General features: G+C 43.2%; 22 protein-coding genes and 1 tRNA gene. All 23 read left to right on the top strand.

Features of this window, described 5'->3' with window-relative positions:
* Positions 1-5: 5 nt before the first annotated feature.
* Positions 6-998: a hydroxylamine oxidation protein HaoB gene (haoB, locus tag R2103_RS09545; protein ID WP_317532046.1), complete on the top strand. Its 993-nt coding sequence runs from the start codon at positions 6-8 to the stop codon at positions 996-998.
* A 97-nt stretch (positions 999-1095) separates the two neighbouring features.
* Positions 1096-1815: a cytochrome c-550 CycA gene (gene cycA / locus R2103_RS09540; protein ID WP_317529994.1), complete on the top strand. Its 720-nt coding sequence runs from the start codon at positions 1096-1098 to the stop codon at positions 1813-1815.
* Positions 1815-2507 carry a NapC/NirT family cytochrome c gene (locus R2103_RS09535; protein ID WP_317529995.1) on the top strand — a complete coding sequence of 231 codons (693 nt, stop codon included), beginning with the start codon at positions 1815-1817 and terminating at the stop codon, positions 2505-2507. The genes cycA and R2103_RS09535 overlap by 1 nt, the downstream gene beginning before the upstream one ends.
* A gap of 198 nt (positions 2508-2705) precedes the next feature.
* Positions 2706-3638 (top strand): phosphate ABC transporter permease subunit PstC, encoded by a 933-nt coding sequence (gene pstC, locus R2103_RS09530; protein WP_317531198.1) that lies wholly within the window; start codon positions 2706-2708, stop codon positions 3636-3638.
* 47 nt (positions 3639-3685) lie between these two features.
* Entirely contained in the window at positions 3686-4612 is a 927-nt protein-coding gene (gene pstA, locus R2103_RS09525) for a phosphate ABC transporter permease PstA (RefSeq protein ID WP_317531197.1), read from the top strand.
* Positions 4613-4617: 5 nt separating this feature from the next.
* Complete coding sequence (gene pstB / locus R2103_RS09520; RefSeq protein ID WP_090319168.1) at positions 4618-5412, top strand: phosphate ABC transporter ATP-binding protein PstB; 795 nt, start codon at positions 4618-4620, stop codon at positions 5410-5412.
* Positions 5413-5637: 225 nt separating this feature from the next.
* Positions 5638-6393 (top strand): triose-phosphate isomerase, encoded by a 756-nt coding sequence (gene tpiA, locus R2103_RS09515; RefSeq protein ID WP_317531196.1) that lies wholly within the window; start codon positions 5638-5640, stop codon positions 6391-6393.
* Between the two features lie 20 nt (positions 6394-6413).
* On the top strand, positions 6414-6800 hold the full coding sequence (gene secG / locus R2103_RS09510; RefSeq protein ID WP_317531195.1) for a preprotein translocase subunit SecG: 387 nt from the start codon (positions 6414-6416) through the stop codon (positions 6798-6800).
* 56 nt (positions 6801-6856) lie between these two features.
* Positions 6857-6941 (top strand) — tRNA-Leu (locus tag R2103_RS09505).
* Between the two features lie 80 nt (positions 6942-7021).
* The gene (locus R2103_RS09500) at positions 7022-7378 is read left to right on the top strand and encodes an NADH-quinone oxidoreductase subunit A (protein WP_317531194.1); all 357 of its coding nucleotides are present in this window, start codon (positions 7022-7024) and stop codon (positions 7376-7378) included.
* 4 nt (positions 7379-7382) lie between these two features.
* On the top strand, positions 7383-7859 hold the full coding sequence (locus tag R2103_RS09495) for a NuoB/complex I 20 kDa subunit family protein (protein WP_108698557.1): 477 nt from the start codon (positions 7383-7385) through the stop codon (positions 7857-7859).
* 4 nt (positions 7860-7863) lie between these two features.
* The gene (locus tag R2103_RS09490) at positions 7864-8484 is read left to right on the top strand and encodes an NADH-quinone oxidoreductase subunit C (RefSeq protein ID WP_317531193.1); all 621 of its coding nucleotides are present in this window, start codon (positions 7864-7866) and stop codon (positions 8482-8484) included.
* 52 nt (positions 8485-8536) lie between these two features.
* On the top strand, positions 8537-9790 hold the full coding sequence (locus R2103_RS09485; RefSeq protein ID WP_317531192.1) for an NADH-quinone oxidoreductase subunit D: 1254 nt from the start codon (positions 8537-8539) through the stop codon (positions 9788-9790).
* 2 nt (positions 9791-9792) lie between these two features.
* The gene (gene nuoE / locus R2103_RS09480) at positions 9793-10269 is read left to right on the top strand and encodes an NADH-quinone oxidoreductase subunit NuoE (protein WP_317531191.1); all 477 of its coding nucleotides are present in this window, start codon (positions 9793-9795) and stop codon (positions 10267-10269) included.
* Entirely contained in the window at positions 10266-11543 is a 1278-nt protein-coding gene (nuoF, locus tag R2103_RS09475) for an NADH-quinone oxidoreductase subunit NuoF (RefSeq protein ID WP_317531190.1), read from the top strand. Before nuoE ends, nuoF begins: the two co-directional genes overlap by 4 nt.
* Before the next feature lie 67 nt (positions 11544-11610).
* A complete protein-coding gene (nuoG, locus tag R2103_RS09470) occupies positions 11611-14022 on the top strand; it encodes an NADH-quinone oxidoreductase subunit NuoG (protein ID WP_317531189.1) in 2412 nt (803 codons plus the stop codon).
* Between the two features lie 22 nt (positions 14023-14044).
* Complete coding sequence (gene nuoH, locus R2103_RS09465) at positions 14045-15142, top strand: NADH-quinone oxidoreductase subunit NuoH (protein ID WP_132429014.1); 1098 nt, start codon at positions 14045-14047, stop codon at positions 15140-15142.
* A gap of 16 nt (positions 15143-15158) precedes the next feature.
* Positions 15159-15647 (top strand): NADH-quinone oxidoreductase subunit NuoI, encoded by a 489-nt coding sequence (gene nuoI, locus R2103_RS09460; protein WP_132429016.1) that lies wholly within the window; start codon positions 15159-15161, stop codon positions 15645-15647.
* 19 nt (positions 15648-15666) lie between these two features.
* Positions 15667-16272: an NADH-quinone oxidoreductase subunit J gene (locus tag R2103_RS09455; protein WP_317531188.1), complete on the top strand. Its 606-nt coding sequence runs from the start codon at positions 15667-15669 to the stop codon at positions 16270-16272.
* Positions 16273-16330: 58 nt separating this feature from the next.
* Entirely contained in the window at positions 16331-16636 is a 306-nt protein-coding gene (gene nuoK, locus R2103_RS09450; RefSeq protein ID WP_090319128.1) for an NADH-quinone oxidoreductase subunit NuoK, read from the top strand.
* Between the two features lie 56 nt (positions 16637-16692).
* A complete protein-coding gene (gene nuoL / locus R2103_RS09445) occupies positions 16693-18633 on the top strand; it encodes an NADH-quinone oxidoreductase subunit L (protein ID WP_317532081.1) in 1941 nt (646 codons plus the stop codon).
* A 78-nt stretch (positions 18634-18711) separates the two neighbouring features.
* Positions 18712-20196, top strand: a complete 1485-nt coding sequence (locus R2103_RS09440) for an NADH-quinone oxidoreductase subunit M (protein WP_317531187.1) — start codon at positions 18712-18714, stop codon at positions 20194-20196.
* Between the two features lie 66 nt (positions 20197-20262).
* Positions 20263-21708, top strand: a complete 1446-nt coding sequence (gene nuoN / locus R2103_RS09435) for an NADH-quinone oxidoreductase subunit NuoN (RefSeq protein ID WP_317531186.1) — start codon at positions 20263-20265, stop codon at positions 21706-21708.
* Positions 21709-21871 lie beyond the last annotated feature (163 nt).

Raw genomic sequence — 21871 nt, 5'->3', positions numbered from 1 at the left:
AGGCAGTGCGATCGTCAGACAAGCTACTCCCGTCATTAGGAATCATCCTAGTGACGGGAGGTTTGCTTTTATTGGGCTGGTTTGCGTATTTATGGTTTAAACCGGTACCGGCCCCCTATCAATATCAACTGGTCGCGGAAGGCGACAGCCAGAAGTTCAGCAAAATGGACCTATCGGGCTGGCCCGAACTCAAGCTAAGCCAATACAAAGTACAAGCGGACGGCGTAGCCAAACCCATCGCCGAATTCATCGTCGCAAGACAAAAGGATGAAGCACCGGTACTAATTTACTGGAAGAACAGCACCAACGAAATACTCTACAACTTTGACCGCAAACCATCGGAACTTAGCACCCTGGCAGCGGCGATAGCCAAACACGCCCCGAAAGACGCCCTGATACTCTCATGGTGGGACACATCGCGGCAAATCAAACTGCTCACCGGCCACGACACACTCTTTACCAGCCACCTGAACGAACCGCTGATGATACCGGTCCCCTGGTTGGAACAAAGCGAAGCCATCCAAGCCTATGAAAAACAATTCTGGGGAAGCAAAGCCAGTCAAAAAGAACGGGAGCAATTCAAACGTTTCAGCGAAGCCCTGACGGCCCCTGCGGAAGAAGGCGTCAAGCAACTGCGGGAACTGATAGGCTCAGACCGGGAAACCTATGTCATTGTACATGTCACCGACCTGTATAAAGCAGGACTCATGCACCCCGACAGAATCGGCGTAGCGTTTCAGAACTTCCCGATGACCGGCAACATGCACGGCATGATCAACCAGATGAAAGTGCAACTGAAGGAAAACGACTTTGACACCTACACCCTGCAATCGGTCGCGGACGAAGAAATCAGAGTATTCTTCCTGAGTGACGAAAAGAGCAGCCAAACCCTACTGGCGAGGATGTTACCGTTTGTAGACAAAAAAGCCCCGACCGAACTGGACGTAGCGCAACTGATCTATCAACAAGGCGGCTACTGGGTATACCGGCTACCGTAAACGGAAACGCCAGCGAAATAGCCATTTACACAAAGCGGCGATAGCGTACAATACGAGCCATCAAAAACTTGAATTAAAAAAGCATAAAGGAGGAAGGATGAAACACCCAATAACCTATCTACTGGCTGTTCTGGCAGCAGCCGCATTTTTCTCAGGCGCAGCGATAGCGGACACTTTTGAAGGACGCGCGAAATGCAGCTCCTGCCACAAATCGCAAGCTAAAGCATGGAAAGACACCGCGCACGCCAAAGCGATGGAATCGCTGAAACCTGGCGCACGCAAAGAAGCCAAAGTTAAAGCCAAACTGGATCCGGAAAAAGACTACACCCAAGACAAAGACTGCGTAGGCTGTCACGTAGACGGCTTCGGCAAGAAAGGCGGCTATACCATAGAAGCAGCGAAGAAGCCCCTAGCGGCAGTAGGTTGTGAATCGTGCCACGGACCTGGTAAGAACTACCGTGGCGACCACCGCAAGGCAGGACAAGCATTTGAAAGCAAAGGCACCACCACACAACGTAAAGTGGTTGCTGACAAAGGCCAAGACTTCCACTTTGAAGAAGCCTGCGCAGCTTGCCATTTGAACTACGAAGGCTCACCCTGGAAAGGCGCGAAAGCCCCTTACACCCCATTCACCCCTGCAGTAGACCCTAAATACACCTTTGACTTTGACAAGATGGTCAAAGACGTCAAAGCAATGCACGAGCATTACAAACTGGACGGCACTTTCGTAGGCGAGCCAAAATTCAAGTACCATGACGAATTCCAAGCCAGCGCAAAGGAAAAGACAGGGGACAAAAAAGATAAAGGAAAAGAGTAATGACAGGCATACAAAAAGGAGCGATAGGCACGCTGCTGACAGGTGGTCTGCTGGGCATCGTACTGGTAGCGGTCGTATTTGGCGGGGAAGCGGCACTCTCGACCGAAGAATTCTGCACCAGCTGCCACTCGATGACCTATACGCAAACGGAATTAAGACAATCGACGCACTATGGTGCGTTGGGTGTCAATCCCAGCTGTAAAGATTGTCATATACCGCAAGGCTTCAAGAACTTTCATTTAGCGGTGTATAGCCACGCAGTGGATGGCGCGAGAGAACTGTATCTGGAACTGATGAATGACTACTCGACGCTGGAGAAATTTAACGAACGCCGCTTGATCATGGCGCACGATGCGCGGATGAACCTGAAGAAATGGGACAGCATCACCTGCCGTGACTGCCATAAGAACCCGAATCCACCGGGAGCTGACGCCCAAGAAGCGCACAAGAAGATGAAGACGGAAGGTGCGACGTGTATAGACTGCCATCAGAACCTGGTACATGAAGAAGTACCGAAGACCGACCTGAATGCGAGCTTGAAAGCTGGCAAGCTGGTTTTGGTGAAGGAAGAAGATGAAGGCGGTAGTGGAGAAGACGAAGACGAGGAAGAAGACGAGGGTGAAGGATCTGCTGGCGGATCAGCTGGCAGCGCGGAAGCCCAGAGTGATGATGAAGATGAAGATGAAGAGTAGTCTTCTGTGAATTTCATCTCTTCAAAGTAGTGTAAATAAAATTCTGGAGATGTTGCTATCTCCAGAATTTTTTTGTGTTAACAGAAGAAATAAAAAAGAAAAGCATAGCGAAAAGAAAAAATCATTAATGGTTGTGTTTTTGAAAGCACACTAGCGTTTCTTTTACGATAATGCTTCAACATATGAAGGGCTTGTATTTTGGCAGAAGAGTCACGCACTAAAATAACTCACGCTGGCAAACTAGGATATAGCTTTCGTCGTCATTTGCACGAAAGATTTATAGAGACTTTCTTATTCTTGTCGGCGCTACTTTCGATAGCGATCATGCTCGCAATCATTGTGATGCTGGTAAAAGAATCGTTGGTTTTTTTTCAACATGTATCGATCTGGCAATTTGTAACCGATACGCAATGGACACCACTATTCGATGATGCTCACTATGGAATAATGCCACTGGTTTCCGGCACCATAGTCAGTTCATTAATTGCCTTGCTGGTTGCGCTTCCACTCGGAACAATTATCGCTATTTACCTTTCTGAGTTTGCGCCATTTACAGTTCGTGAAATGGCGAAACCCTTCTTGGAATTGCTGGGCGGCGTGCCGACAGTAGTGTATGGTTATTTTGCATTATTATTTGTTACGCCATTGTTGCAAATTATTTTCCCTGAATTGCCTGGCTTTAATTTGCTATCTGCCGGATTGGTAATGGGGATAATGATTATCCCCTATGTGAGTTCAATGACTGAGGATGCCATGCGAGCGGTTCCAATGAATCTCCGAGAAGGCTCTTACGCGATGGGCGCTACGCGCTTTCAAACGGCTATCCGAGTCGTGATGCCGGCTGCTTTTTCTGGGATAGCTGCTGCATATATTTTGGGCATATCACGTGCGGTGGGGGAAACAATGGTGGTTGCAATTGCTGCCGGGATGCAACCAAATTTAACCTGGAATCCCATGGAACCAGCTGCAACCATTACAGCATATATAGTCCAGGTTAGTTTGGGTGACTTGCCTCACGGTAGTATTGGCTATCAAACTATTTTTGCTGCCGGTTTGACTTTATTGCTGATAACGTTGTTATTTAATATTATCGGTCATGCATTGCGTAAGCGATATAGAGAAATTTATTAACAATTAACACGGTCAAAAAGTGAAAATATTTTGGGTGATTTTTTGTAATGAAGAGCGTTAATAATATAGAAGAAATCAGAAAAATCATTGGACTGCATAAGAAATGGGATCTGATTTTTATGATTACCGGAATTATTGCGCTTATGATTGCGGTATTAACCTTTATGGCTCTATTTGCTCATATGTTGATAGACGGGATGCCACGTCTGTCTTGGGAGTTCTTTACATCTTTTCCTTCACGCCGGCCTGAATCAGCGGGAATTTTATCGGCTTGGGTTGGTACAACCCTGGTGATGTTGGTAACAGCATTTGCCGCAGTGCCATTAGGTATTGGATCGGGTGTGTATTTGGAAGAATATGCACCGAAAAATTTATTAACCGAAATCATTGAGATTAATGTAACTAACTTGGCGGGTGTACCTTCTATCATCTATGGTTTGCTCGCATTAGGATTATTCGTTTACCAATTGGGTTTCGGGCAAAGCATTTTAGCTGCGGGACTTGCTTTGGCGTTGCTTATTTTGCCGGTTGTGATTGTCGCAACTCGCGAAGCAATACGATCAATTCCAGTATCAATAAGGGAAGGAGCTTATGCACTTGGCGCGACTAAGTGGCAAACGGTTTCTGATCATTTGCTACCGTATTCGTCTGCGGGAATTCTAACAGGCATTATTATCGGCTTGGCTCGAGCGATTGGCGAGACTGCGCCGATTATTACGATTGGTGCGTTAACATTTATTGCTTTTTTACCGCCTTCACCGGTGAAAAGTGAATTTCTTTATTTATCCATTGAATGGCTGACAGCACCTTTTACGGTGATGCCGATACAGATGTTTAATTGGGTATCACGGCCGGAAGAGGCATTCCAATTAAATGCAGCTGCTGCTGGGCTGGTATTGGTAGTGATGACGCTAGCAATGAATGGCTTGGCGATTTATTTGCGTTATCGCATGCGAAAAAATATTAAGTGGTAAAAGCAATGCAAATCAACTCTGAAAAACCAATAGAAACGATTCAATATAAATCAGAAGTTAAAAACCTCAGTTTTTACTATGGCGGATTTAATGCGCTGAAGAATATCGATATGGTCTTGCACGATAAGAGGATCACTGCCTTAATAGGACCCTCCGGATGCGGAAAATCGACATTTCTGCGCTGTTTCAATCGCATGCATGATCTATATCCCGGTAATCGCTATGAAGGTGAAATTATTCTTCACCCGGATGATGTCAATATTTTGGCTTCAAACGTTGATCCAATTGAAGTGCGGATGAGAATAAGCATGGTTTTTCAGAAACCGAATCCGTTTCCCAAATCCATTTATGAAAACGTTGCATATGGGCTTCGCGTGCGCGGGATTAAACAGCGCGCTATTTTGGATGAAAAGGTCGAAGCTGCATTACGCAATTCCGCGCTATGGGATGAAGTAAAAGATCGATTACACCATTTGGCCTTTAATCTTTCCGGAGGACAACAGCAAAGACTTTGCATCGCCAGAGCTTTGGCAACAGACCCGGAAATATTGCTGTTTGATGAACCGACTTCCGCGCTCGATCCCATTGCAACAGCCAGTATCGAAGAATTAATAACTGATTTAAAAAATAAGGTAACAATTCTTATCGTTACCCATAATATGCAACAAGCTGCGAGAGTTTCCGATTACACCGCCTATATGTACTTAGGGGAATTAATCGAATTTAATGTGACAGATACCATCTTTATCAAGCCGAAGAATAAACAGACCGAAGATTATATTACCGGACGATTCGGTTAAATATTGTCGATAAGTTTGAAAATCCATATACATTAATAAAGCCTGTATATGTGAGAAGTTGAAGTAATCTTGGTTAGATAGATAGTATCTTGAGTATTAATAAGGATTTGAAAGCAATTCTTTACTGTCTGTATCAGCGGACGACGATTATGGAATCATAATTGACTTAGTAAAGAATCAAATGTAGCATTCCCCCCTTTTAGGAAGTAGAGGTAAGTGGTAAAAATGCGCGAAAAGATGGTTGCGGGTAACTGGAAAATGCACGGTAGTTTAGTTGATAACAAGCAGTTGCTAGACGAGGTTGTGGCTGGGGTTAATGGGTTAAAAGAAGCTCGTCTGGCGGTTTGTGTTCCTTATCCATATCTTTCATCAGTACAAGATGCACTGCGGAGTACCAATATTGCATGGGGCGCTCAGAATGTAAGTCAATACGAAAAAGGTGCATATACCGGAGAAATTTCAACGGCCATGCTAAAGGATTTCGGATGCCGGTATGTCATTGTTGGGCACTCGGAAAGAAGAACATTATTTAGCGAAAATAACACTATCGTTGCAGAAAAATATTTAGCCGCGCAACGTGCAGGCATAACACCAATTTTATGTGTGGGTGAAACACTTGAGCAGCGAGAAGCTGGAATTACTGAGCAAGTAATTCAAGATCAGCTTACGGCGGTTATTCGATTGGCAGGCATCGAATCTCTGAGTCAGGCGGTCGTTGCATATGAGCCAATATGGGCTATAGGCACGGGTAAGACCGCATCTCCTCAACAAGCGCAAGATGTTCACTCGTATATTAGAACAGGCATTGCTAAAGAGAATGCGAGCATTGCACGGGAATTAGTCATACTTTATGGCGGCAGTGTGAAAGCTAATAATGCACTTGAATTATTCGCAATGCCGGATATCGATGGTGGTCTGATAGGTGGAGCTTCGCTTATTTCAAGTGAATTTATAGCGATTTGCCGCGCTTTGCATCACTAATTTTTAGGGAGTAGTACACATTGGAAATTATAGTTTGGGCAGCGCATGTTTTGCTGGCGATTGTATTAGTGGTTTTGGTATTATTGCAACATGGCAAAGGTGCAGATATGGGGGCGGCATTCGGTAGCGGTTCTGCGGGAAGTTTGTTTGGTGCAAGCGGGTCTGCTTCATTTTTGAGCCGCGCTACAGGTTTTGTCGCTGCAATGTTTTTTGCTACAAGCATGAGTTTAACCTATCTATCAGTAAATCAAACTGAGAGCTCAACAAGTGTGATGAGTATAATGGATCAGGCCGAAGAGTCTGGAAGTGCATCTGGGGCAGGAGCAGAGAAAAAATCAATTCCAGATCGCGATCAAAATGTGCTTGAAGTAGAGAGTAGCTCAAAAGTAAATCAGATACCAGAATAGTTTCTAAGGGATTTTTTGTAAGGCAGCCTGTTGATCATAATGTGAATTGCTTTGCTGCCGACGTGGTGGAATTGGTAGACACGCCGTCTTGAGGGGGCGGTGGCGTAAGCTGTGCGAGTTCGAGTCTCGCCGTCGGCACCACACTAAGCTGATATTCTTGAAAACTTTATTCTTATTCATGATTTAAATTCTATAAATTGGAATGATTAAATTATTTAAAAATGCTTGAAAATTATTTCCCGATCTTATTGTTTTTGATTGTTGGATTCCTGGTTGGTGTCGTTCCGATGTTATGTGGATGGTTATTGGCGCCAAATCGTCCGGATAGTGAGAAGCTTTCTCCCTATGAGTGCGGCTTTGAAGCTTTTGAAGATGCACGTATGAAATTTGACGTACGCTACTACTTAGTTGCAATTTTATTCATTTTATTTGATCTGGAAATTGCTTTCTTGTTTCCTTGGGCGATTGTGCTTGACGAAATTGGTTTATTTGGATTTATTGCAATGATGACATTCCTGGGTATCCTGGTCGTGGGTTTCATCTACGAATGGATGAAGGGTGCATTAGAGTGGGATTGATGTTATGAGTATTGAAGGAACACTTGAAAAAGGATTTGTCACAGCCAGTTTGGATTCGATCATAAACTGGGGGCGGACAGGCTCGATGTGGCCAATGACATTTGGTTTGGCTTGTTGTGCGGTTGAAATGATGGAGACTGGTGCATCACGCTACGATCTTGATCGTTTTGGTATTGTATTTAGACCTAGTCCACGCCAATCGGATGTAATGATTGTCGCCGGCACGCTCTGCAACAAGATGGCGCCGGCTTTACGCAAGGTTTACGATCAAATGGCAGAGCCACGCTGGGTGATATCCATGGGATCCTGTGCAAATGGTGGCGGGTATTATCACTACTCTTATTCGGTAGTTCGTGGATGTGATCGTATCGTGCCTGTTGATATTTATGTACCTGGATGTCCACCGACAGCTGAAGCCTTGCTGTATGGCATTATTCAGCTACAAAATAAAATAAACCGTACCAATACTATTGCACGCTAACCCTATGTCTACTACTCAATTAGAGAATCTTGCGGCAGCATTGAAGGATGTGTTGGGCGATAAATTGGCCGGTTTGCAAACACATTTCGGTGAGATAACGATCATAGTGCGCGCGGAAGATATCATCACTGCGTGTACAAATTTACGAGACAATTCTCAATTAAGATTTGATACATTGATAGACCTGTGTGGTATTGATTACTCAGCTTATGGCGACGAGTTGTCTGCAAGGCATGGTCTGCGTAATAAGCGATTTGCTGTGATCTATCACTTACTCTCAGTAGAAAAGAACTATCGGTTACGCATTCGGGTTTTAGCTGAGAATAATGAATTTCCGAGTGTGGATTCAGTGACTGAAATTTGGCCAACTGCTAATTGGTTTGAGCGCGAGGCATTTGATCTCTATGGAATAGTTTTTACCGGTCATCCGGATTTGCGTCGTATATTGACCGACTATGGTTTTATAGGCAATCCGTTCCGCAAAGATTTTCCAATCACCGGTCATGTTGAAATGCGTTATGATGCTGAGCAAAAGCGTGTCATTTACCAACCTGTTACTATCGAACCGAGAGAAATCACACCGCTTGTAATTCGTGAAGAACATTATGGCGACTGTGAATCATAACGACTATTGAGTCTCTTGCATTGTATCTTATAAGAATTTTATGAAGTAGCTTATGGCCGAAATACGTAATTACACCATGAATTTTGGACCGCAGCACCCTGCAGCGCACGGCGTGTTGAGGCTTGTATTGGAATTAGATGGAGAAGTTGTAAAGCGTGCTGATCCCCATATTGGATTATTGCATCGTGCTACTGAGAAATTAGCGGAAAATAAAACATACCTCCAATCCGTACCGTATATGGATCGGCTGGATTATGTTTCGATGATGGTCAATGAACATGCGTATGTCATGGCGATCGAAAAACTGCTGCAAATCGAAGTGCCAATTAGAGCGCAATATATCCGGGTGATGTTCGATGAAATCACCCGCATACTGAATCACCTGTTATGGATCGGCGCGCATGCATTGGATGTGGGCGCAATGACAATGTTTTTGTATGCATTCCGTGAGAGAGAAGATCTGATGGATTGTTACGAAGCAGTATCGGGTGCCAGATTACATGCCGCCTATTACCGGCCCGGTGGTGTCTATCGTGACTTACCCGATACAATGCCGAAGTACCAGTCTTCTAAGATTCATAGTGAAAAAGAAACACGCATACGAAATACAAATAGAGAAGGTACGCTGTTAGATTTTATCGAAGATTTTACCAATCGTTTTCCAACATATGTTGATGAATATGAAACATTATTGACAGATAATAGAATTTGGAAACAGCGTTTGGTTGATATCGGTGTTGTTTCGCCTGAACGTGCTAAAGCATTGGGCTTTACCGGTCCTATGTTGCGCGGCTCAGGGGTCGAATGGGATCTAAGAAAGAAACAACCTTATGAAGTTTACGACCGCCTGGATTTCGATATACCTGTTGGAGTTAATGGCGACTGTTATGATCGCTATTTGGTACGTATGGAAGAGTTCCGTCAATCCAATCGCATCATTAAGCAATGTGTCGATTGGTTACGTAAAAATTCGGGACCGGTGATTACTGATAATCACAAAGTTGCGCCGCCTTCACGTGTCGGTATGAAACAAAACATGGAAGAAATGATTCATCATTTCAAATTATTTACGGAAGGATTTCATGTGCCCCCGGGTGAGGCCTACGTAGCGGTTGAGCACCCTAAAGGTGAATTCGGTATTTATTTAGTATCGAATGGTGCAAATAAACCCTACCGTTTGAAAATACGCGCACCTGGATTTGCGCATCTGGCTGCTTTGGATGAAATGTCGAGAGGTCATATGATTTCTGACGTGGTCGCTATCATTGGTACGCAAGACATAGTATTTGGTGAGATAGATAGATAACGATGTTAAGCACTGAATCCCTTAAGAGAATTGATCGAGAAATCGCGAAGTATCCGCTTGATCAAAAACAATCCGCTGTCATGTCAGCACTTGCAATTGCACAAGAAGAAAAAGGCTGGCTTGCAAACGAAACCATGAATTTCGTCGCGGAATATTTAGGTATGACACCCATCGCGGTTTATGAAGTGGCCACGTTTTACAATATGTATAACCTGGAACCCGTTGGTGAATATAAAATTACGGTATGTACCAATCTGCCTTGTGCGTTATCGGGTAGTAATGATACGGCAGCATATTTGAAGCAAAGATTAGGTATTGGTTTTAATCAAACAACACCGGATGGGAAATTCACCCTGAAAGAAGGCGAGTGTTTTGGCGCCTGTGGCGATGCGCCAGTATTACTGGTTAATAACAAACGTATGTGCAGCTTTATGTCCAATGAGATGATCGATAAATTGCTGAAGGAACTGGGCAAATGAATCAGTTTCCGCAAACATTAATGAACGGAGTGAATCCTTCCGATCCTGAAAATTGGCGGCTTAAAAGCTATGAAAAGCGTGAAGGCTATGCAGCACTTAGAAAAATACTGGCGAAAAAAATTTCTCCTGAGGAAGTGATTGAAGAAGTTAAGAAATCAGCCCTTCGTGGACGAGGCGGAGCTGGCTTTCCAACCGGATTAAAGTGGAGTTTCATGCCGAAAGGGTATGAGGGCGATAAATATATCGTATGTAATTCGGACGAGGGAGAGCCAGGCACCTTTAAGGATCGCGATATAATGCGATTTAATCCTCATCTGCTGATCGAAGGAATGATAATAGCGGCATATGCGATGGGTGTAAAAGCAGGGTATAACTATATTCATGGTGAGATATGGGAAACCTATGAGCGCATGGAAGACGCTGTTGAAGAAGCGCGAGCAGCAGGCTATTTGGGAAATAATATATTAGGCTCCTCGTTCAGTTTCCAATTGCATAATCATCACGGTTACGGTGCGTATATTTGTGGTGAAGAAACCGCGCTACTGGAATCCATAGAAGGTAAAAAAGGCCAACCTCGTTTTAAACCGCCATTTCCAGCGAATTTTGGTTTGTATGGCAAGCCAACTACGATTAATAATACTGAAACTTTTTCTTCTGTCCCTTGGATTATCCGGAATGGCGGAGAGAAATATCTTCAGCTTGGAAAGCCAAATAACGGCGGGACTAAAATTTTTTCAGTATCGGGACATGTGAATAAACCTGGTAACTATGAGATACCGCTCGGAACTCCATTTACAGAATTACTGGAACTCGCTGGTGGAATGCGTGGAGGACGGAAGTTAAAAGCCTGTATTCCAGGCGGATCGTCTATGCCAGTATTGCCTGGTGACATTATGATGCAGACGGATATGGATTACGATTCGATCGCCAAAGCTGGTTCTATGTTAGGCTCTGGTGCTGTTATCATCATGGATGATACGACATGTATGGTCAGAGCATTGGAGCGGTTGTCTTATTTTTATTTTGAAGAATCCTGCGGGCAATGTACGCCATGTCGTGAAGGAACAGGATGGCTTTATCGTATTGTCAACCGCATTGAACATGGTAAAGGCCGATTAGAAGATTTGGAATTACTGGATAACATCGCAGACAATATACAAGGCCGTACGATTTGCGCTTTAGGCGATGCGGCTGCAATGCCTGTTCGTGCGATGATTCAACATTTTCGAAGCGAGTTTGTTTACCATATAGAACATAAGCAATGTATGGTCTGATTTTAGCTGTTAAATAATCAGAGCATATCAACTTTATAATTCGTGATTAACACAAGAATTTTAGCCGATGGTCAATATAGAAATCGACGGTAAGCAAGTATCTGTTCCTAAAGGAAGCACCATCATGGATGGTGCGAAGCAGATTGGTGTTTATATTCCACATTTTTGCTACCATAAAAAATTATCCATAGCAGCCAACTGCCGTATGTGTTTGGTTCAAGTAGAGAAAGCGCCTAAACCCCTGCCTGCGTGTGCAACACCCGTTATGGATGGCATGAAGGTATATACACACTCTCAGCAAGCAGTTACTGCGCAAAAAGGCGTGATGGAATTTCTGCTGATCAATCATCCGCTCGACTGTCCGATCTGCGATCAAGGCGGTGAGTGTCAGCTGCAAGATCTTGCTGTAGGGTACGGTGCAAGCGGTTCGCGATATACCGAAGCAAAGCGAGTTGTTGTTAACAAGAATCTGGGTCCGTTGATTTCAACCGATATGACGCGCTGTATTCATTGCACGCGTTGTGTGCGCTTTGGTCAGGAAATTGCTGGAATTATGGAACTTGGAATGGCCGGACGTGGAGAGCATTCTGAAATTCTAGCTTTTGTTGGCAAAACGGTTGACTCCGAGTTGTCGGGTAATGTGATTGATCTCTGTCCAGTTGGTGCTTTGGTCAGTAAACCGTTCCGATATTCAGCGCGAACCTGGGAATTATCACGTAGAAAATCAATTAGTCCGCATTGCGGCTTAGGTTCTAATCTTGTTGTGCAGGTCAAACAAAACCGTGTCATGCGGGTGCTTCCTCGGGATAATGAGGCGATTAATGAGTGTTGGTTATCTGATAAAGACCGGTTCTCTTATGAAGGTTTAAATTCGGAAGACAGATTGACGCGACCCATGATCAAGCGTGACGGGCAATGGTTTGAATGTGACTGGCAAGAAGCTTTGGAATTTACCGCGCATTCGTTACAAGCAGTCAAACAAAGACATGGTGCAAAAAGTTTAGCAGCACTCGGTTCTGCGCACAGCACATCGGAAGAGCTGTATTTGCTGCAGAAGCTGATACGCGCTATGGGTAGCGGCAACATTGATCATCGCTTGCGGCAATCTGATTTTCGTGCGGATAACAATATGCTGGGTGTTCCGTGGTTGGGTACCAGTATCGCGGATATCTCACAATTGAAGTCCGCGTTAATTATCGGTAGTACGCTACGCAAAGATCATCCGCTTATTGCGCAACGATTGCGTCAAGCTGCTAAAAATGGCATGAAACTGAATATTGTGAATCCAGTTGATGATGACTTGTTGGTCAAGGTTGCACATAAAGTAATAGTTTCTCCGGCTTCAATAACCAGAGTTTTAGCAGAAATACTAAAAGCTGCTGCTGAGATTAAAGGAACCGAACTAACTGATGAATTAAAGCAATTTATTAATTCAATCAACATCCCTAGCACTGCTAATGCTTTCGCAATTGCTTCGAGCTTGATAGAAAATGTGCCGGCAGCGATTTATTTGGGAAATATTTCGCAACACCATCCTGATTATTCAATAATTAGCCTGCTTGCAGATTCAATTGCCCGAATAGTCGGCGCGAGTTATGGCGTATTGGGTGAATCTGCGAATAGTGTTGGTGCTTATTTGGCTGGTGCCATTCCGGGAATCGGCGCTATATCGATCGCTGCAAAACTAAATCACATTGAATCAGGATTAACCGCAGCGCAAATGCTGGGATCCGATGATGATCTGGCGAAAGAAAAATGTAAGGCATTCATATTAATGAATGTGGAACCGGAGTTTGATACTTACAATTCTCATCAAGCCCTTAAAACCATCAAATCAAGTGAATTTGTAGTATCGCTTACTACATATCAAGGTAACGGTAAAGATTATGCGGATGTATTGCTGCCGATAACCCCATTTACCGAAACTTCTGGCACTTATGTCAACACAGAAGGTAAAGTGCAAAGCTTTAACGGTGTTGTTTCTCCACAAGGAGAAGCACGGCCGGCTTGGAAAGTTTTGCGTGTATTGGGGAATTTGCTAGGGTTGGAAAAATTTGATTATGAAACAGCAGAACAAGTTCGTGAAGAAATTTTCCCTGCCGGTGTAGAAATCAATCAGTATCTGAATAATAAATCCAAGCGTTACGATACTGCGATTGCGATAAATGAAAGCCATCATATACAGCGTATTGGCGAAATCCCAATTTATCAAGCTGACCCGATTGTTCGCCGGGCAGAATCCTTGCAAGCTACGCATGATGCGGCTCCACCAAAAGCTTGGATGCCAACAGCATTGCTGGAAAATTTAGGTATTGCTGCGGGTGATCAGGTAAGAATTAAACAGGGAGAAGGATTTGTGCAGCTTGAAGCCGCTCAAGATGAGAAATTGCCGGTGAATTGTATACGCATAGCAGGTGCTCATCCTAAGACGGTTGCATTGGGTGCCTTGTTTGGTGAAATTGTGCTGGAAAAACTGTGATGGCGATGGTTGGAGTTTATTAATGGAGAACATTCAACAACAGTTTGTGGAAATATTCGGAACGGAATGGGGTTCCATGCTGTTTTCGTTAGCGACAAACATGACATTTATTTTTGCCATTGTGGTGCCCTTGCTATTGGGTGTTGCCTATTTGACATTTGCTGAACGTAAGATTATCGCTTACATGCAAATTCGCGTTGGTCCAAATAGAGTGACCTTTTTTGGCATACCTTGGTTGCGTGGATGGGGTCAGCCGATTGCTGACGCTGTAAAAGCAATCATGAAGGAAATAGTCATTCCAACGGGTGCAAACAAGTTCCTTTTTATTTTGGCTCCAGTGTTAACGATTATGCCAGCGTTGGCGGCCTGGGCGGTAATTCCTTTTTCTCCTGAATTAATCCTGGCTGATATTAATGCAGGGCTGCTTTATATTCTTGCAATGACATCAATGGGCATTTACGGCATTATCATTGCTGGTTGGGCATCGAACTCTAAGTATGCTTTTTTAGGAGCCATGCGCTCGGCGGCTCAAGTGGTTTCATATGAATTGGCGATGGGTTTTGCCTTGGTGTGTGTGTTGATGATGTCACAAAGCTTGAATCTGGGCGATATCGTGAATGGGCAACAGGGTAATAGTTTTTTGAACTGGTATTTGATTCCGCTATTCCCGATGTTTCTGGTTTATTTAATTTCGGGTGTGGCTGAAACCAACAGGGCTCCTTTTGATGTGGCTGAAGGAGAGTCAGAAATTGTGGCGGGATTCCATGTTGATTACTCAGGCATGGCCTTTACAGTATTTTTCCTGGCTGAATATTCCAACATGATATTGGTAGCCACATTGACATCCATCATGTTTCTAGGTGGGTGGTTACCTCCTGTCGATATAGCACCGTTTACACTAATACCGGGCATTATTTGGTTATTATTAAAAATTGCATTTATTCTTTTCTTTTTTCTATGGTTTCGTGCAACCTTCCCGCGCTATCGATATGATCAAATTATGCGATTGGGTTGGAAGATATTTATTCCCATCACGCTTGTTTGGATTGTTTTGTTGGGCTCGATCATGCAATTACCGGAATCGATACGGAACACATTTCCGTTGAATATTTGGTTTTAAAATAGAGAAAAATACAATGGATCGTATCAAAAAATTTTTTAGTACCTTTTTGTTATTTGAGCTATTAAAAGGTATGGCGGTTACAGGCCGGTATTTATTCAAACCAAAGATAACTGTACATTTTCCAGAGGAAAAAACACCACAATCGCCACGATTTCGTGGCCTGCATGCCCTGCGTCGCTATCCAAACGGGGAAGAGCGCTGCATTGCTTGCAAATTGTGCGAGGCTGTTTGCCCAGCGATGGCAATAACCATTGACTCAGAGCAACGTGCAGATGGCACGAGACGGACTACACGTTATGACATTGATTTAAGTAAATGTATTTTTTGTGGTTTTTGTGAAGAATCTTGTCCGGTAGATTCAATTGTAGAAACACGCATATTGGAGTATCACGGCGAAAAAAGAGGTGATCTGATCTATACCAAAGAAATGTTGTTAGCTATTGGAGATCGTTACGAAGAACAGATTGCCAAAGATCGAGAAGCTGATGCACGTTATCGCTGAATCTTGCTGGTAGATAAAAATGAATTTTCAAGATATTTTATTTTATATTTTTTCAGCCATTTTGGTTGCGTCAGCACTGGGTGTTATTACGGTGCGAAATCCAGTTAATTCGGCGTTATTATTGGTGCTGGCTTTTGTTACTTGCGCAGGCTTATGGTTGCTGCTGGAAGCAGAGTTTTTAGCAATAGCCTTGGTGCTGGTATACGTCGGCGCAGTCATGGTATTGTTTTTATTCGTGGTTATGATGCTCGATATCAATCTGGATCGATTGCGGGAAGGATTTTGGAAATGGTTTCCGTTTGGTGCGACGATTGCATTGATAATAGTCGCGGAAATATCGATGGTGTTGATGGGTAAATATTTTGGACTCGAAGAAATGCCGGTACCCAGACCGCACGATGCTGATTATAGTAACACCAGAGAACTGGGGCGCTTGATTTATACGGAATATGTTTATGCTTTTGAATTAGCGGCAGTGCTGTTATTGGTTGCGATGGTTGCGGCCATTGCACTGACATTGCGGCATCGCGAAGATAAAAGATCACCGAATCCATCCAAACAAGTCAAAGTCAGAAAAGAAGATCGGTTACGTATAGTAACAATGCCAGCTGAAAAAAAGGAATGAAGGAATCATTCCAAAAAATTTGTGACGATTTATAAAATATAAAAAAGAGGTTGTTGGTTTGATATCGTTATCTCATTATTTAGTCCTCGGAGCAATTTTGTTTGCCATTGGCTTAGTTGGCATTTTTCTTAACAGAAAGAATGTCATTATTTTACTAATGTCGATTGAATTGATGTTATTGGCTGTCAATATGAATTTTGTTGCATTTTCGCACTACCTGCAGGATATTTCGGGGCAAATCTTTGTGTTCTTCATTCTGACCGTTGCAGCAGCAGAATCAGCAATTGGATTGGCGATTCTTGTGGTGTTGTTTCGTAATATGCGGACGATTAATGTGGATGACCTGGATGAACTTAAAGGTTAAACAGGCCACGCAGAACAATTGAAGTACCTATCATTAATAGAAAATAATTGATCGAGATGCAAAAACTTTACTTACTGGTGCCGCTAGCTCCGTTGATCGGTGCAATTATAGCTGGATTATTCGGACGTTTTATAGGACCGACATGGAGTCATCGAGCAACTATCGGATTGGTTTTTGTTTCCTTAGTCGCATCGATCATTATTTTTTTAGATGTCCTGGAAGGTAACAGTTATAACGGTAGTGTTTATACTTGGTTAATTTCAGGTGAAACGCGATTTGAAGTTGGTTTTTTAATCGACCAATTAACCGCAACCATGATGGTTGTAGTCAGTTTGGTTTCTCTTATGGTGCATATCTATACCATTGGGTATATGCATGACGATCCAGGTTATCAACGTTTCTTCAGTTATATCTCATTGTTTACCTTTTCGATGATGATGCTGGTGATGTCGAATAATTTCTTACAGTTATTTTTCGGCTGGGAAGCAGTTGGCTTGGTTTCTTATTTATTAATTGGCTTTTGGTATACTCGCCCGACTGCAATTTATGCCAACTTAAAGGCTTTTTTAGTTAACCGCGTTGGTGATTTTGGCTTTCTTTTAGGGATTGCGTTGGTGTTAATGCATTTTGGCACCTTGGATTATGCATCGGTTTTTGCACAAGCACCGGGAATAGTAGACGAAAAGGTTGAATTAGTCCCCGGTATGCCATGGCTGGTGATAACGCTGATTTGTATCCTATTGTTTGTTGGTGCAATGGGTAAATCTGCGCAATTTCCACTGCATGTGTGGCTACCTGATTCTATGGAAGGCCCCACTCCAATTTCAGCATTGATCCATGCGGCTACTATGGTGACAGCAGGCATTTTCATGGTGGCGCGCATGTCCCCTCTATTTGAGTTGTCGGATATCGCACTAACCACAATTTTGATTATTGGCGGTATTACCACCTTATTTATGGCATTGGTTGCGGTGGTTCAGAATGATATCAAACGGGTTGTCGCGTATTCCACATTATCCCAGTTAGGCTATATGACGGTTGCATTGGGCGCTTCCGCTTATTCGGCTGCGATTTTCCACTTGATGACTCATGCTTTTTTTAAAGCTGTTTTATTCTTGGGCGCGGGCTCAGTCATCATAGCCATGCATCATGAGCAAAATATGCAGAAAATGGGTGGACTTAAAAGTTATATGCCTATTACTTATTTGACGATGTTTATCGCAGCATTAGCGAGTGCCGGTGTGCCCGGTTTTTCCGGCTTTTTCTCTAAGGATGCAATCATTGAGGCTGTTCATTTTGCCAATATCCCAGGTGCCGGTTTCGCGTATTTCTGTGTATTGGCAACGGTTTTTGTCACCGCATTGTACACATTCCGTTTGATATTCATGACATTTCATGGCAAACCTAGAATGGATAAGCATACCAAAGATCATCTGCATGAGTCACCTTGGGTGGTTACTTTACCATTGATGGTCCTTGCTGTACCGACAATAGCAGCCGGATGGTTTATCGGTCCGATCGTTTTTGGTGATTATTTTAATAATGTAATTCATGTCTTGCCACAACACGATGCGATCGTGAAATTAGGAGCAGAATTTACCGGAATTTTTGGCATGATGTTGCATGCTTTATCGACGATACCTTTCTGGCTGTCAGTTGCGGGTATATTCACTGCTTGGTTTTTATATAACGTGAGAACTGATATTCCTGAAAAAATTAAAGCCCGCTGTGGTTTCTTATATAACTTGCTGGATCGTAAATACTACATTGATGAATTGTATTCATGGTTATTTGCTGGCGGTTCACGCGCTTTGGGGACAGCTTTATGGAAGTATGGCGATATTAAGGTGATTGATGGTTTCTTTGTGAACGGTGCAGCTCGAGTAGTTGCACTATCAGCAGCTTTGGTACGGCAGTATCAGACAGGTTATATCTATCATTATGCATTCACTATGATTGTCGGTATATTTGTTATCTTGACGCTATGGCTTTACTAACTTTCAAGATAGTAGTGAATCCTAAATAGCAATAATTCGAATACGTAAATAAGTACTAACAAATAAAACGGAATAAGCATGTCGTTTGAATTCCCACTATTGAGCTTGATTATTTGGCTGCCCATTGTTTTTGGTATTGCCGTTTTTGCAACTGGAAAAGACAGTAACGCGCAACTCGCTCGCTGGTTAGCGCTGGCAGGATCGATATTCGGTTTTCTGGTTGCAATCCCGCTGTATAGCAATTTTGATGTCGCCACAGGTGCAATGCAGTTTGTGGAAAATCATGTTTGGTTTGAACGATTCAATGTGAATTATCACCTGGGAGTGGATGGCATATCGATGCCACTCATTTTGTTAAACTGTTTCATCACCCCATTGGTTGTTGTCGCCGGATGGGAAGTTATTAAAGAACGTGTATCTCAATATATGGGCGCGTTCCTTGTCATGTCCGGTATTGTGAATGGTGTTTTTGCTTCGCTGGATGCTATGTTGTTTTATGTGTTTTGGGAGGCTTCGTTGATTCCAATGTTTTTGATCATTGGTATCTGGGGTGGCCCTAATCGGGTTTATGCCGCAATCAAGTTTTTCCTATATACATTGCTTGGTTCCCTGCTCATGCTGATCGCACTTATTTATTTGTATCAAGCATCGGAAGGTAGCTTCTCGATTGAGGATTATCACAAACTAGCTATTCCACTGACACCGCAGATTTTTATATTTATTGCATTTTTGCTGGCTTTTGCAGTTAAAGTACCAATGTGGCCGGTGCATACCTGGTTACCGGATGCGCACGTTGAAGCGCCAACTGGAGGATCTGTCGTTTTAGCGGCAATTCTGTTGAAGCTTGGCGGATACGGATTTCTACGTTTCTCGTTACCGATAGCGCCCGATGCCAGTCTTTATCTGGCCGACATGATGATAGCGCTGTCTTTAATAGCCGTTGTGTATATCGGTTTGATCGCACTAATGCAAGCCGACATGAAAAAACTGATTGCTTATTCATCTGTGGCGCATATGGGATTTGTGACCTTAGGTTTCTTTTTGTTGAATACCTATGGAATAGAAGGTGCCATGGTGCAAATGATTTCTCATGGCTTTATTTCTGGTGCCATGTTCCTTTGTGTCGGTGTGTTGTATGACCGGTTACATTCTCGGCAAATTGCAGATTATGGTGGGGTAGTGAATAAAATGCCTGCATTTGCAGCATTTTTTATGTTGTTTGCAATGGCGAATGCTGGATTACCTGGAACGAGCGGGTTTGTTGGGGAATTCATGGTCATCATGAGTGCCGTCAAAGTTAATTTTTGGTATGCATTCCTGGCTGCAACAACACTGATATTTGGCGCGGCTTATACATTGTGGATGTATAAACGAGTAATATTCGGTGCCATTGCAAATCCTGCAGTTGAAGGTTTGCAGGACATATCCAAACGTGAATTTGCATTATTGGCCATTCTGGCTATCACCGTATTATGGTTTGGTGTGTATCCCTACCCGCTAACTGAGGTCATGCATACGACAGTTGATCAATTGTTATCGCATGTTAACAACAGCAAACTTTAAATAAATCAATCCGAGACAGTAATAATTCCTGATATAAGTATTTCCTCATATAAGGATTAAGAATTAATGAATTTTATACCACCTGATTTTGCGCCAGCTTCTTCTGAGATATTTATGCTCATCATGGTGTGCGTCGTTATGCTGGCTGATCTTACAGCGGGTGACAGTCGACGTTATGTCGCTTATCTGTTGACGCAGGTAACGCTATTGGGTTGTGCGATACTGACCTTCGTATCATTTTCAACAGAAATTAAACACACTTTCCATGGGATGTATGTTGACGATACGATGGCTGATATCTTGAAACTGATGGTGTATGGCACTGTTTCGGCGGTACTCGTGTATTCCCATGCGTATATAAGTGATCGCGGTATGCTGCGAGGCGAATTTTTCAGCTTGATTTTGTTTGCAACCTTGGGAATGATGGTGATGATTTCCGCCAGTCATTTTCTAACATTGTATATTGGCTTAGAGTTACTTTCGTTATCGTTGTATGCATTGGTGGCATTAAGGCGCGAGTCTATCGTAGCTACGGAAGCTGCTATGAAATTCTTCGTGTTAGGCGCTTTAGCATCCGGATTTTTGCTGTATGGCATGTCGATGGTCTATGGAGCGACCGGAACCTTGCATGTTTCACAACTTGCTCAAATTATTCAAAGCGAAGCAAGTAGCAAAGAAGTATTGGTCGTTGGCTTGGTGTTCATAGTAGCCGGTATCAGTTTCAAGCTTAGTGCTGCGCCTTTTCATATGTGGGCTCCTGATGTTTATCAAGGTTCTCCCACGGCAGTAACGTTATTTATCGGTTCCGCGCCAAAATTGGCAGCGTTTGGCTTTGTAATGCGTCTGCTGGTTGAAGGTATGGGTGAAATGGTCTCGGATTGGCAAGGCATGTTAGTGATTCTGGCTGTTCTGTCGATGGCTGTGGGTAATTTAGCCGCGATCGCTCAGACCAATATCAAACGTATGCTTGCGTACTCAACCATTTCCCATATGGGTTTCTTATTGCTTGGATTTATCAGTGCAGATTCAAACGGGTATAGCTCAGCATTATTCTATGTCATTGCCTATGTATTAATGACGTTAGGCACTTTTGCCATGATCATGTTGCTTTGCCGGAGCGGATTTGAGGCTGAAAATATTGATGATTTCAAAGGACTTAGTAGAAGAAGCCCCTGGTATGCTTTCATTACGTTACTGCTGATGCTTTCGCTGGCAGGCATACCGCCGATGATTGGGTTCTATGCGAAATTTGCCGTGTTGCAAGCAGTTGTCAATGCAGGATATGTTTGGCTGGCGGTTGCAGCGGTATTGTTCTCACTGATTGGCGCATTTTACTATCTGCGTATAATTAAACTGATGTATTTTGATGAACCTGAAACAACAGAGCCGCTTGTACCTAACAGTGATGTGAAGATTCTGTTGAGCGCCAATGGTTTTGCTGTGTTAGCGCTGGGTATATTTCCTCAATCCTTGATGGGATTGAGTCTTTACGCAATCCAAAGCTCTATGTAGTAATGCAATCGATATCGGGTGTATGCAGGTGACACCTTTGTGATGATTCCACAATGACTACTCAAAGTAACGATCATAGTTAATTGAGTAGTCATTTCTTTCTAATTTTCCATTCCAGCTTTACTCTTTATTTACTGTTTTCCAAAAAATATTTTTTGGAAAA

It is taken from the genome of Nitrosomonas sp. Is24, from assembly GCF_033063335.1.
Classification (GTDB): Bacteria; Pseudomonadota; Gammaproteobacteria; order Burkholderiales; family Nitrosomonadaceae; genus Nitrosomonas.
The sequence above is the reverse complement of the archived record's forward strand: the minus strand, read 5'-3'. Positions and strand labels throughout refer to the sequence as shown.

Bases quoted from the DNA above. Each gene is read 5' to 3' on its own strand.
- cycA (WP_317529994.1), top strand. From the start codon at position 1,096: ATGAAACACCCAATAACCTATCTACTGGCTGTTCTGGCAGCAGCCGCA.
- R2103_RS09535 (WP_317529995.1), top strand. From the start codon at position 1,815: ATGACAGGCATACAAAAAGGAGCGATAGGCACGCTGCTGACAGGTGGT.
- pstA (WP_317531197.1), top strand. From the start codon at position 3,686: ATGAAGAGCGTTAATAATATAGAAGAAATCAGAAAAATCATTGGACTG.
- pstB (WP_090319168.1), top strand. From the start codon at position 4,618: ATGCAAATCAACTCTGAAAAACCAATAGAAACGATTCAATATAAATCA.
- tpiA (WP_317531196.1), top strand. From the start codon at position 5,638: ATGCGCGAAAAGATGGTTGCGGGTAACTGGAAAATGCACGGTAGTTTA.
- R2103_RS09500 (WP_317531194.1), top strand. From the start codon at position 7,022: ATGCTTGAAAATTATTTCCCGATCTTATTGTTTTTGATTGTTGGATTC.
- R2103_RS09495 (WP_108698557.1), top strand. From the start codon at position 7,383: ATGAGTATTGAAGGAACACTTGAAAAAGGATTTGTCACAGCCAGTTTG.
- R2103_RS09490 (WP_317531193.1), top strand. From the start codon at position 7,864: ATGTCTACTACTCAATTAGAGAATCTTGCGGCAGCATTGAAGGATGTG.
- R2103_RS09485 (WP_317531192.1), top strand. From the start codon at position 8,537: ATGGCCGAAATACGTAATTACACCATGAATTTTGGACCGCAGCACCCT.
- nuoE (WP_317531191.1), top strand. From the start codon at position 9,793: ATGTTAAGCACTGAATCCCTTAAGAGAATTGATCGAGAAATCGCGAAG.
- nuoF (WP_317531190.1), top strand. From the start codon at position 10,266: ATGAATCAGTTTCCGCAAACATTAATGAACGGAGTGAATCCTTCCGAT.
- nuoG (WP_317531189.1), top strand. From the start codon at position 11,611: ATGGTCAATATAGAAATCGACGGTAAGCAAGTATCTGTTCCTAAAGGA.
- nuoH (WP_132429014.1), top strand. From the start codon at position 14,045: ATGGAGAACATTCAACAACAGTTTGTGGAAATATTCGGAACGGAATGG.
- nuoI (WP_132429016.1), top strand. From the start codon at position 15,159: ATGGATCGTATCAAAAAATTTTTTAGTACCTTTTTGTTATTTGAGCTA.
- R2103_RS09455 (WP_317531188.1), top strand. From the start codon at position 15,667: ATGAATTTTCAAGATATTTTATTTTATATTTTTTCAGCCATTTTGGTT.
- nuoL (WP_317532081.1), top strand. From the start codon at position 16,693: ATGCAAAAACTTTACTTACTGGTGCCGCTAGCTCCGTTGATCGGTGCA.
- R2103_RS09440 (WP_317531187.1), top strand. From the start codon at position 18,712: ATGTCGTTTGAATTCCCACTATTGAGCTTGATTATTTGGCTGCCCATT.
- nuoN (WP_317531186.1), top strand. From the start codon at position 20,263: ATGAATTTTATACCACCTGATTTTGCGCCAGCTTCTTCTGAGATATTT.